We start from the raw sequence: 10,731 nt of genomic DNA on the forward strand, positions 1-10,731 counted from the left end.
CGCTGGCCGGCAACCTCACGATCATCGTCCACCGGTGTTGGGTTGCCGGCCAGCGGCCGGCACTACCGTGCGGGTGGGTTGTAGATCCACGCCATGCGTGGATAACCGTGAACAGGCCTCAGGCCTGCAGCAGCTTGCGGGCGGCGGCGCGCGCTTCCTTGCTCACTTCCACGCCGCCGAGCATGCGCGCCAGCTCTTCTTCGCGCGCCTTGTTGTCCAGCTTTTCCACTGCGCTCTGGGTCATGCCTTCCACCGGGGCCTTGCTGACCCGGTAATGGGCGTGGCCCTTGGAGGCGACCTGCGGCAGGTGGGTCACGCACAGTACCTGGCGCTTCTCGCCGAGCGCGCGCAGCTTCTGGCCGACGATGTCAGCCACCGCGCCGCCGATGCCGGAGTCGACCTCGTCAAACACCATGGTCGGCACCGCATCCAGGTCCAGCGCGGCCACTTCGATGGCCAGCGAAATACGTGACAGTTCACCGCCCGAGGCCACCTTGCGCAGGGCGCGCGGCGGTTGGCCGGCGTTGGCCGCCACCAGGAACTCGACGCGCTCGGCACCCTGCGGGTCGGGCTTGCCGCTGTCCTGTGGCTCCAGTTCGATCAGGAACTGGCCGCCGCCCATGCCGAGCTCGGCGATGATGCCGGTGGTGGTGGCCGACAGTTCGGCAGCAGCGCTGCTGCGGCTGGCGGTCAGCACTTCAGCCTGTACGCGCCAGGCGGCGGCGGCCTTGTCGATCTCGCCGGCCAGGCGCTGCAGGCGCTCGTCGGCGCCACGCAGCTGCTCCACTTCGGCATGCATGCGCTCGCGCTGCGCGCCCAGTTCGTCCATCGGCACGCGGTGCTTGCGGGCCAGGTCGTGCAGGCGGCCGAGGCGGCGCTCGTTCTCCTCGAACTGTTCCGGGTCGGCATCCAGATCGTCGTGCACGCGATCAAGCAGCGACAGGGCTTCGTGCAGCTGGATCGAGGCGTTCTCGATCAGGTCGTCCACTTCGCCCAGGCGCGGGTCGTGCTCGATCAGGCGCGACAGCTCGTGGCGCACCTGCTGCAGCAGGTCCAGCGCGGAGCTGCCGTCATCGCCGTTGAGCTGGTTGCTGGCCGCCTGGCAGGCGCTCAGCAGGGCGCTGGCGTGGGCCTGGCGACGGTGGCTGGCGCCAAGCGCGGCAATCGATTCCGGTTCCAGGTCCTCGCGGTCCAGTTCGCGCAGCTGGTGCTCCAGGAAGCCGATCCGGTCACTGACGTCGCCCTGTTGCGACAACGCCAGCGATTCATCGACCAGTGCCTGCCAGGCCGCGGCGGCGTGGCGCACCTGGCGGCGCTCGTTCTCGTTGCCGGCATAGGCATCCAGCAGGGCCAGCTGCGACGGGCGCGCCAGCAGCGCCTGCTGTTCATGCTGGCCGTGGATCTCCACCAGCAGCGAGGCCAGGTCGCCCAGCTGTGCCAGCGTCACCGGGCGGCCATTGATCCAGGCCCGCGAGCCGCCGTCGGCGCGGATCACGCGGCGCAGCTGGCATTGGTCCTCGTCGTCCAGCTCGTTGTCGGCCAGCCACTGGCGGGCGGCCTGCAGCTGCTCCAGCGCGAACTCGGCGGAAAGCTCGGCGCGTGCGGCACCATGGCGGACCACGCCGCTGTCAGCGCGCAGGCCGGACAGGAAGCCCAGTGCGTCGACCATCAGCGACTTGCCGGCGCCAGTCTCGCCTGAAACCACGGTCATGCCTGGCCCGAACTCCAGTTCGGTGGCGCGGACGACGGCGAAATCCTTGATCGAAAGATGTCTGAGCATGGGTAAGGGGGTGTCAGCAGCCGCGCAACGCTAGCACGCGGGCGCGGGAGGTCCAATGACTTGCCAAGGCGATGCGCCGCCATTATCTAGTGTCCGTGTCTCACAGGTTGATTCCATGCACGGTTCTCCCGACCAGCTTGCCCCGCGTGCGCGCCACCTGCTGCGCACGCTGATCGCGCGATATATCCAGGACGGCGAGCCGGTCGGCTCGCAGACGCTGGCGCGCGTGGCCGGCCTGGAGGTCAGCCCGGCCACCATCCGCAACATCCTGGGCGACCTGGAGGATCTGGGCCTGCTGGCCTCGCCACATACCTCGGCCGGCCGCGTCCCGACCGCGCATGGTTACCGGGTGTTCGTCGACAGCCTGCTGCAGATGCAGCCGCCGGGCGAGGGCGAGCTGGCCCGGTTGCGCCAGGAACTGGCCGGTGGTGGCAGCACCCAGGCCCTGCTCGGCAGCGCCTCGGAGCTGCTGTCGGCGATGAGCCACTTCGTCGGCGTGGTCAGCGCACCGCGGCGCGAGCAGTTCGCCTTCCGCCAGATCGATTTCGTGGCGCTGGATGGGCGCCGGGTGCTGGCGATCCTGGTATTTGCCGACAACGAGGTGCAGAACCGGGTGATCGAGACCCGGCAGGAGTTTGCGCCAGGCCAGCTGGAGCAGGTCGCCAACTACCTCAATGCGCATTTCGCCGGCCTGCCGATGGCCGAGATCCGTACCCGACTGCTGCTGGAGCTGCGCGACGCCCGGTCCGAACTGGAGCAGTTGCTGGCCCACAGCATCGAACTGGCCGAGCAGGCCCTGCAGCCGGCGGCCGACGACATGCTGGTGGCCGGGCAGACCCGCTTGATGGGCGTGCAGGACCTGTCCGACCTGGAGCGCCTGCGCGAACTGTTCGAGCTGTTCTCCAGCAAGCGCGAGATCCTGCAGCTGCTGGAGCGGACCATCCAGGCGCCGGGGGTGCGCATCTTCATCGGCGAAGAGACCGGAATGATGCCGCTGCAGGGCGTCTCGCTGGTCACTGCCCCGTACACCGCCAATGGCCAGGTGCTGGGCGTGCTGGGCGTGATCGGTCCCAAGCGGATGGCCTACGACCGGGTGATCCCGCTGGTCCAGGCCACCGCCGATGTGCTTGGCGCGGCCTTTTCACCGGCCGGACGCACGCCGGGAACATCCGACGCTTGAAACGCAGCATCCCGCCCACACTAGGGTGGGTGGAGGCGGAGAGTGACCGCCAGGGACCCAGACATGAACCACGAACATCCAGATATCGAATCCCAGCAGAGTGCCGCCGATGCGGCTGCCACCGCCGGCGTCAACGACGAAGTCGAGCGCCTGCGCGCCGAAGTCGAGCAGGTCAAGGCCGATGCGCTGCGTGAGCGCGCCGACCTGGAAAACCAGCGCAAGCGTGTTGCCCGTGACATCGAGCAGGCCCGCAAGTTCGCCAACGAGAAGCTGCTGGGCGAGCTGCTGCCGGTGTTCGACAGCCTGGATGCCGGCCTGAAGGCCGCCGGCGACGACCCGCACCCGCTGCGCGAAGGCCTGGAGCTGACCTACAAGCAGCTGCTGAAGGTCGCCGCCGACAACGGCCTGGCGCTGCTGGATCCGATCGGCCAGCCGTTCAACCCGGAACACCACCAGGCCATCAGCCAGGTGCCGACCCCGGGCGCTGCCCCGGGCAGCGTGGTGACCGTGTTCCAGAAGGGCTACCTGCTCAACGAGCGCCTGCTGCGGCCGGCGCTGGTGGTGGTGGCCGCCGACTGATCCGGCAGGGCCGGGCGGCGGACAGACCCGTCACCCGACCCGACGCTGAACGCGCCGGATCGTCGGAAACACAGCGTTCGGGAGGTGGCTTGAATGTTCCACGGGCCTCCCCCACATCGTATTCATCCACCGGCCGAACGGCCGGACTGACCCCAACAAGCATCCTCAGGAGTCTCCCCCATGGGCAAGATCATTGGTATCGACCTCGGCACCACCAACTCGTGCGTGGCGATCATGGACGGCGGCAAGGCCCGCGTCATCGAGAATTCGGAAGGCGATCGCACCACCCCGTCGATCGTCGCCTACACCAAGGACGGCGAAGTCCTGGTCGGTGCCTCGGCCAAGCGCCAGGCCGTGACCAACCCGAAGAACACCTTCTACGCGGTGAAGCGCCTGATCGGCCGCAAGTTCACCGATGGCGAGGTGCAGAAGGACATCGCCCACGTCCCGTACAGCATCCTGGCCCATGACAATGGCGATGCCTGGGTCGCCACCAGCGACGGCAAGAAGATGGCCCCGCAGGAAATCTCGGCCAAGGTGCTGGAGAAGATGAAGAAGACCGCCGAGGACTTCCTCGGTGAGAAGGTCACCGAAGCGGTCATTACCGTGCCGGCCTACTTCAACGACAGCCAGCGCCAGGCGACCAAGGACGCCGGGCGCATCGCCGGCCTGGACGTCAAGCGCATCATCAACGAGCCGACCGCGGCTGCGCTGGCCTACGGCCTGGACAAGGGCGACAACAAGGATCGCAAGATCGTGGTGTACGACCTGGGCGGCGGCACCTTCGACGTCTCGGTGATCGAGATCGCCAACGTCGACGGCGAGAAGCAGTTCGAAGTGCTGGCCACCAACGGCGACACCTTCCTGGGTGGCGAAGACTTCGACAACCGCGTCATCGAGTACCTGGTTGAAGAATTCAACAAGGACCAGGGCATCGACCTGCGCAAGGATCCGCTGGCCCTGCAGCGCCTGAAGGACGCTGCCGAGCGCGCCAAGATCGAGCTGTCCAGCGCCCAGCAGACCGAAGTGAACCTGCCGTACGTCACCGCTGACGCGTCGGGTCCGAAGCACCTGAACATCAAGCTGACCCGCGCCAAGCTGGAAGCACTGGTGGACGACCTGATCAAGAAGTCGATCGAGCCGTGCCGCGTCGCCCTGAACGATGCCAGCCTGCGTTCGAGCGACATCAGCGAAGTGATCCTGGTCGGCGGCCAGACCCGCATGCCGAAGGTGCAGCAGGCGGTGACCGAGTTCTTCGGCAAGGAACCGCGCAAGGACGTCAACCCGGACGAAGCCGTGGCACTGGGTGCGGCGATCCAGGGCGGCGTGCTGGGCGGCGACGTCAAGGACGTGCTGCTGCTGGACGTGACCCCGCTGTCGCTGGGTATCGAAACCATGGGTGGCGTGTTCACCAAGATCATCGAGAAGAACACCACCATCCCGACCAAGGCCTCGCAGGTGTTCTCCACCGCCGAGGACAACCAGTCGGCCGTGACCGTGCACGTGCTGCAGGGTGAGCGCGAACAGGCCCGCTTCAACAAGTCGCTGGCCAAGTTCGACCTGTCCGGCATCGAGCCGGCCCCGCGCGGCCTGCCGCAGGTGGAAGTGTCCTTCGACATCGACGCCAACGGCATCCTGCACGTGTCGGCCAAGGACAAGAAGACCAACAAGGAACAGAAGGTCGAGATCAAGGCCGGTTCGGGCCTGTCCGAGGAGGAGATCGCGCGCATGGTCGCCGACGCGGAAGCCAACCGCGAAGAAGACAAGAAGTTCCAGGAACTGGTGCAGGCCCGCAACCAGGCCGACGCCCTGATCCACGGCACCCGCAGCGCCATCACCGAGCACGGCAGCAAGGTCGGCGGCGATGTCATCGGCAAGGTCGAGGCGGCGCTGGCTGACCTGGAAACCGCGATGAAGGGCGACGACAAGGCACAGATCGAAGCCAAGTCGAAGGCACTGGAAGAAGCTGGCCAGTCGCTGTTCGCCGCTGCTTCGGCCGACCAGGGCGGTGCCCCGGGTGCCGACGCCGGTAATGTCGGCAAGGCGCAGGATGACGTGGTCGACGCTGAGTTCACCGAAGTCAAGGACGACAAGAAGTCCTGATCCGGACCGACGCGGGACGCTGGCCACCAGCGTCCCGTTGTCGCATCAGGGTCCTGACCGCCCACCGGCGTGTCGGGGCGCCCGACGCAAGAGCGGACCTGGTTCCGCTCTTCCGCTTTGACGAATCCCGACTTTCCGGAACCCGATTCACGATATGAGCAAGCGCGATTACTACGAAGTGCTGGGCGTTGCCCGCACCGCCACCGACGACGAGCTGAAGAAGGCCTACCGTCGCTGCGCGATGAAGTTCCATCCGGACCGCAACCCGGGTGATGCGGCGGCCGAAGCCTCCTTCAAGGAGTGCAAGGAAGCCTACGAAGTGCTGTCCGACGGCAACAAGCGCCGCATGTACGACAGCCACGGCCACGCCGCGTTCGAGCATGGCATGGGCGGCGGCGGCCCGGGCGGCCCGGACATGAACGATATCTTCGGCGATATCTTCGGCAACATCTTTGGCGGTGGCGGCGGTGGTCCGCGCCAGGCCCGTCGCGGCGCCGACATCGGCTACGTGATGGAGCTGGATCTGGAAGAGGCCGTGCGCGGCGTCGAGCGCCGCATCGAGATTCCGACCCTGGCCGAGTGCGGCGACTGCGATGGCAGTGGCTCCGAGGACGGCAAGGTCGAGACCTGCAACGTGTGCCATGGCCGCGGCCAGGTGCGCATCCAGCGCGGCATCTTCGCCATGCAGCAGGCCTGCCACAACTGCGGCGGCCGTGGCCAGATCATCGCCAAGCCCTGCAAGACCTGCCACGGCAACGGCCGCGTCGAGGAAGACAAGGTGCTGTCGGTGAAGGTGCCGGCGGGCGTCGATACCGGCGACCGCATCCGCCTGCAGGGCGAGGGCGAGGCCGGCCCGGCCGGCACGCCGCCGGGTGATCTGTACGTGGAAGTGCGCGTGCGCGAGCATGCCATCTTCCAGCGCGATGGCGATGATCTGCACTGCGAAGTGCCGATCCGCATCTCGCAGGCGGCGCTGGGCGACACCGTGCGCGTGGCCACCCTCGGCGGCGAAGCGGAGATCCGCATCCCGGCCGAGACCCAGACCGGCAAGCTGTTCCGCCTGCGCGGCAAGGGCGTGCGTTCGGTGCGCAGCCGCAGCGAAGGCGACCTGTACTGCCGCGTGGTGGTGGAGACGCCGGTGAACCTCACCAACGAGCAGCGCAAGCTGCTGGAACAGTTCGAAGCCACCTTCGTCGGCGAGGAAGCGCGCAAGCATTCGCCGAAATCGGCCACTTTCATCGACGGCGTGAAGGGCTTCTGGGACCGGATGACGTCCTGAGTTCTTCAACGGAAGCGTTGAGCGGAAGCGCCGGGCCATGCCCGGCGTTCTCGTTTGCGATCTGCGATGGTTTCCGCCGGGCATGCGCCGCGATGGTGGATCCACGCCATGCGTGGACGGCGTTACCGGAAAAACGCCGCAGGTGTCTGCCCCAGCTGGCGCTTGAACATGCTGGTGAACGCGCTGGGGCTGTCGTAGCCCGTCGCCAGCGCGACATCGATGACCTTGTCGCCGATCGCCAACCGCTCCATCGCGGCCAGCAGCCTTGCCTGCTGCCGCCACTGCCCGAAGGTCATGCCCAGTTCGCTGGCGAAGTGGCGCTGGATGGTTTTGACGTCCACCGCCAGAGCTTCGGCCCAGTCCTGCAGCGTGGCCTCGTCGCCGGAATCCGTCCGGCTGCTCGTCTGAGTGGAACCGGAAGTGAGACCCGCTGGCGTGTGTGGCGGGACTGCTCATTGCCAGGATCAGCAATGCTGCCGAAGCCGCCCGCATGGTGGCACTGCTCGTCTTCATGCATCGTGCTTCCTCGCCAGTGGGAGGTCATCGAAGCACGCCGTTGCGCAGCGGAACTGCGACACGCTTGGCTCTTATGTCCGGTTGCGGAGAATGCCTACGGCACGCCCGGCGTTTTGTCTGTGCGATTCCTGCCGCCTAAAATGGAAGCATGAATCCATCCATCCTGAAAAGACTGCGCTGCCGGGGCGCCATCGGCATTACGATGCTGGTGGCGGCGTTGACCGTACCCCATGTCTCGGCAGCACCGGCTTGCGGCTTCGATGAGCCGATCGTCGATCCGCAGGAAGCCCCTACGCCTTTGCCTGGCACACGCTGGACCTACTCCGTCGGTGCATCGCGTCCAGAACTGACGTTGCAGCTGCAGACGGTGGAGCCGCAGCAGCTGGCGCTTTCGATTGATGGAGAGGCCGTTCGGCACGAATGGCGAGAGACCTATGCAGACGTGAATCCGCTGCGCAAAGGGGAAAAGATCCTGCTGCGCTTCCCGTTATCCGTCGGCGCGCAGTGGCAGGACAGGTTCGAGGAGCCGGGCGAAATCCGCGCTTCGTTTGGCAGCTATCGCTATGACTATGTGGAGGAGAGCAGCAGCCGAGTCGTGGCCGTCGAAACGGTACGGACTGCGCTGGGTGACGTAAATGCCTACCGGATCGAGAGAGATGCGCGGTGGCACAAATCCAATCCCCGCTCGGATGACATGAAACGCATGCGCCTGGAGGGTAGTGGTGCGGTAGACGGAATGGAACGCAGCATCAGCTGGTACGCGCCAAGCGTTGGGCGGGTGGTGTTGCGGCGAAGCATCAAGGCCAATCCAAACTATCGCCACTACCCGACTGCGGAAAACGACAGCCCCCGTCTGATGGTCACCGAGCTGGTCGGTTTCCAGCGCCCCGATGGCTGCCGCGTCGAAGCAGCTTCCACCCAGGCACGTGTGCCAGATGATCTGCCACCGCTGCATTACCCCCTGATGTTAAACAACAGATGGGAATTCCTGTTGATTCGTCATCAGCATGTGCCGGCCGTATCCGTGGATCGTTAGCGCGTGGAGCTGCCTGCGGGACCCGCAGGCGATCAGCGGAAAAACGCAGCCGGCGTCTGCCCCAGCTGCCGCTTGAACATGCTGGTGAACGCGCTGGGGCTGTCGTAGCCCGTCGCCAGCGCGACATCGATGACCTTGTCGCCGATCGCCAACCGCTCCATCGCGGCCAGCAGCCGTGCCTGCTGCCGCCACTGCCCGAAGGTCATGCCCAGCTCGGTGGCGAAGCGCCGCTGGATGGTTTTCACGTCCACCTCCAGCGCCTGCGCCCAGTCCTGCAGCGTGGCGTCATCGCCGGGGTGCTTCTGCAGGTGCTGGCAGATCCGCTGCAGGCGCGGGTCGCTTGGCGCAGGCAGGTGCAACGGCAGCACGTCCATGCGGTGCAGCTCGTCCAGCAGCAGGCGGACCACGCGGCCATCGCGGCTGTCCTCGATGTGCTCGCCCTTGACCAGCGTGGCGGCCTGCAGCAGCTCGCGCAGCAGGGGCGAGACCTGCACCGCGAACGGCTCGGCTGGCAGGTGCAAGGCGAACGACGGATCGATGTACAGGCTGCGCATGTGCACGGCGGCGATGCAGTCCACCGCGTGCACCATGCCGGCCGGCATCCAGATCGCGCGGTTCGATGGGACCACCCAGCGCCCGACTTCCGACCGCACCACCATCAGGCCGGAGATGGCGTAGACGAGCTGGTGGCGCTGGTGCTTGTGACCAGGGATGTGGGTACCTACGGGGTACTGGGTGACCCGATAGGTGACCGGGCGATGCAGTGGAACCTCCCGCCAGGGCGCGACCGGATCGACGTCACTGGCAATGTCCTTTTTGCGATAGGGCATGACCTGAACGCGGCAGAAGGGAGAGAGGGGCAACCGTAGCATGCGTGGCTCGCCCCCAACCTGACTGCGTCCATGTCCACCCTGGCTTCTCCCGCAACGACCTCACGCCCGGCGGCTCCCGGCGTGCTGGCCGCCATTTCCACCTCGCACGTCGTCAACGACATGATGCAGTCGCTGATCCTGGCCATCTATCCGGTGATCAAGGGCGGCTTCAATCTCAGCTTCACCCAGATCGGCCTGATCACGCTGACCTACCAGCTCACTGCGTCGATCTTCCAGCCGTTGATCGGTGTAGCCACCGACCGCCGCCCGGCACCGTATTCGCTACCGATCGGCATGGCCTCGACCTTGTGCGGCATGCTGCTGCTCGGCTTCGCGCCGAACTACGCGATGGTGCTGCTGGCAGCGGCAATGGTCGGCATCGGCTCGGCGATCTTCCATCCGGAGGCCTCGCGCATCGCGCGGCTCGCCTCGGGCGGCCGTCATGGCTTCGCACAGTCGGTGTTCCAGGTTGGGGGCAATTTCGGTACCGCGTTGGGCCCGCTGATTGCGGCGGCAGTGATCGTGCCGTACGGCCAGCATGCCGCGTCGTGGTTCGCAGGCGCGGCCCTGATCGGCATCGCATTGCTGACCTATGTTGGCCGCTGGTACGCGTTGCATCTGGGCACGCCGCGCCCGGCCAGTACCGCCTCGATGGCGCCGCGCCATCCACCACGCACGGTGGCCAAGGTGCTGGCGATCCTGCTGGTGCTGATCTTCAGCAAGTACTTCTACATGGCCAGCATCGGCAGCTACTTCACCTTCTACCTGATCCACCATTTCGGCATTCCGGTGGCGCAGGCGCAGCTGCACCTGTTCGCGTTCCTGGTGGCGTCCGCCGCTGGCGGCTTCCTCGGCGGCCCGTTGGGTGACCGGATCGGCCGCAAGCCGATCATCTGGACCTCGATCCTCGGCGTGGCGCCGTTCGCGCTGATGCTGCCGCATGCCGACCTGTTGTGGACGACGGTGCTGGCGGTGCTGATCGGCTTCGTGCTGTCTTCGGCGTTCTCGGCGATCGTGGTCTATGCGCAGGAGATGATGCCGCACCGCATCGGCATGGTGTCCGGCCTGTTCTTCGGTTTCGCGTTCGGTATGGGCGGGCTGGGTGCCGCCGTGCTCGGCCTGCTGGCGGACAGAACCAGCATCGAGTACGTCTACCAGCTGACCGCGTTCCTGCCGTTGCTGGGCATCGTGGCGGCGTGGTTGCCGCCGTCGCGGCCTGCTGCTCACTGAGGGGGTTTGGTTTGCAGGGCTTGCAGCCCTGCACCCGCAGAGGCAACGGCAACAGCCGAAGCGCGCTATCCGTGGATTGGCGGGGTGGGTCCGGTTGCGGGGGACGCCGTAAACCCATCCCTGGGGGCTTGGCCGCGGCATCCATGCCGCGGACAC

The 10,731-nt window shown here is 66.6% G+C and carries 8 protein-coding genes and 1 pseudogene; 6 read left to right on the plus strand and 3 right to left on the minus strand.

Features of this window, described 5'->3' with window-relative positions; translation table 11 throughout:
- Positions 1 to 118 precede the first annotated feature (118 nt).
- Positions 119 to 1,780 carry a DNA repair protein RecN gene (gene recN, locus ABGA94_RS09060; RefSeq protein ID WP_375367069.1) on the minus strand — a complete coding sequence of 554 codons (1,662 nt, stop codon included), beginning with the start codon at positions 1,778 to 1,780 and terminating at the stop codon, positions 119 to 121.
- Between the two features lie 115 nt (positions 1,781 to 1,895).
- Between recN and hrcA the strand changes: the two genes are divergently transcribed.
- The 4 genes from hrcA (at position 1,896) to dnaJ (ending at position 6,921) form a co-directional block, all read left to right on the plus strand.
- Positions 1,896 to 2,960 carry a heat-inducible transcriptional repressor HrcA gene (gene hrcA / locus ABGA94_RS09065; protein WP_005416180.1) on the plus strand — a complete coding sequence of 355 codons (1,065 nt, stop codon included), beginning with the start codon at positions 1,896 to 1,898 and terminating at the stop codon, positions 2,958 to 2,960.
- 63 nt (positions 2,961 to 3,023) lie between these two features.
- Positions 3,024 to 3,539, plus strand: coding sequence for a nucleotide exchange factor GrpE (gene grpE / locus ABGA94_RS09070; protein ID WP_005416181.1), 516 nt, complete (start codon positions 3,024 to 3,026; stop codon positions 3,537 to 3,539).
- Positions 3,540 to 3,719: 180 nt separating this feature from the next.
- Positions 3,720 to 5,642: a molecular chaperone DnaK gene (dnaK, locus tag ABGA94_RS09075; RefSeq protein ID WP_111128288.1), complete on the plus strand. Its 1,923-nt coding sequence runs from the start codon at positions 3,720 to 3,722 to the stop codon at positions 5,640 to 5,642.
- A gap of 154 nt (positions 5,643 to 5,796) precedes the next feature.
- The gene (dnaJ, locus tag ABGA94_RS09080; RefSeq protein WP_100477941.1) at positions 5,797 to 6,921 is read left to right on the plus strand and encodes a molecular chaperone DnaJ; all 1,125 of its coding nucleotides are present in this window, start codon (positions 5,797 to 5,799) and stop codon (positions 6,919 to 6,921) included.
- 122 nt (positions 6,922 to 7,043) lie between these two features.
- On the opposite strand, the pseudogene ABGA94_RS09085 reads toward dnaJ, so the two are convergent.
- Positions 7,044 to 7,304: pseudogene (locus ABGA94_RS09085) on the minus strand (helix-turn-helix transcriptional regulator); the annotation flags it as partial.
- Between the two features lie 281 nt (positions 7,305 to 7,585).
- Between ABGA94_RS09085 and ABGA94_RS09090 the strand changes: the two are divergent.
- The gene (locus tag ABGA94_RS09090; protein WP_375367072.1) at positions 7,586 to 8,473 is read left to right on the plus strand and encodes a hypothetical protein; all 888 of its coding nucleotides are present in this window, start codon (positions 7,586 to 7,588) and stop codon (positions 8,471 to 8,473) included.
- 32 nt (positions 8,474 to 8,505) lie between these two features.
- Here ABGA94_RS09090 and ABGA94_RS09095 read toward each other — a convergent pair whose 3' ends face one another.
- Positions 8,506 to 9,303: a helix-turn-helix transcriptional regulator gene (locus tag ABGA94_RS09095; protein WP_253136653.1), complete on the minus strand. Its 798-nt coding sequence runs from the start codon at positions 9,301 to 9,303 to the stop codon at positions 8,506 to 8,508.
- Positions 9,304 to 9,375: 72 nt separating this feature from the next.
- Here ABGA94_RS09095 and ABGA94_RS09100 point away from each other — a divergent pair, with 72 nt between their 5' ends.
- On the plus strand, positions 9,376 to 10,575 hold the full coding sequence (locus ABGA94_RS09100; protein WP_005416188.1) for an MFS transporter: 1,200 nt from the start codon (positions 9,376 to 9,378) through the stop codon (positions 10,573 to 10,575).
- Positions 10,576 to 10,731: the final 156 nt, after the last annotated feature.

It is taken from the genome of Stenotrophomonas sp. 3diitr2024, from assembly GCF_042136455.1.
In the GTDB taxonomy this organism is placed as follows: Bacteria; Pseudomonadota; Gammaproteobacteria; order Xanthomonadales; family Xanthomonadaceae; genus Stenotrophomonas; species Stenotrophomonas sepilia.

Coding starts and splice junctions, on each gene's coding strand:
- dnaK (WP_111128288.1), top strand. CDS start 3,720: ATGGGCAAGATCATTGGTATCGACCTCGGCACCACCAACTCGTGCGTG.
- ABGA94_RS09090 (WP_375367072.1), top strand. CDS start 7,586: ATGAATCCATCCATCCTGAAAAGACTGCGCTGCCGGGGCGCCATCGGC.
- ABGA94_RS09095 (WP_253136653.1), bottom strand. CDS start 9,303: ATGCCCTATCGCAAAAAGGACATTGCCAGTGACGTCGATCCGGTCGCG.
- ABGA94_RS09100 (WP_005416188.1), top strand. CDS start 9,376: ATGTCCACCCTGGCTTCTCCCGCAACGACCTCACGCCCGGCGGCTCCC.
- recN (WP_375367069.1), bottom strand. CDS start 1,780: ATGCTCAGACATCTTTCGATCAAGGATTTCGCCGTCGTCCGCGCCACC.
- grpE (WP_005416181.1), top strand. CDS start 3,024: ATGAACCACGAACATCCAGATATCGAATCCCAGCAGAGTGCCGCCGAT.
- hrcA (WP_005416180.1), top strand. CDS start 1,896: ATGCACGGTTCTCCCGACCAGCTTGCCCCGCGTGCGCGCCACCTGCTG.
- dnaJ (WP_100477941.1), top strand. CDS start 5,797: ATGAGCAAGCGCGATTACTACGAAGTGCTGGGCGTTGCCCGCACCGCC.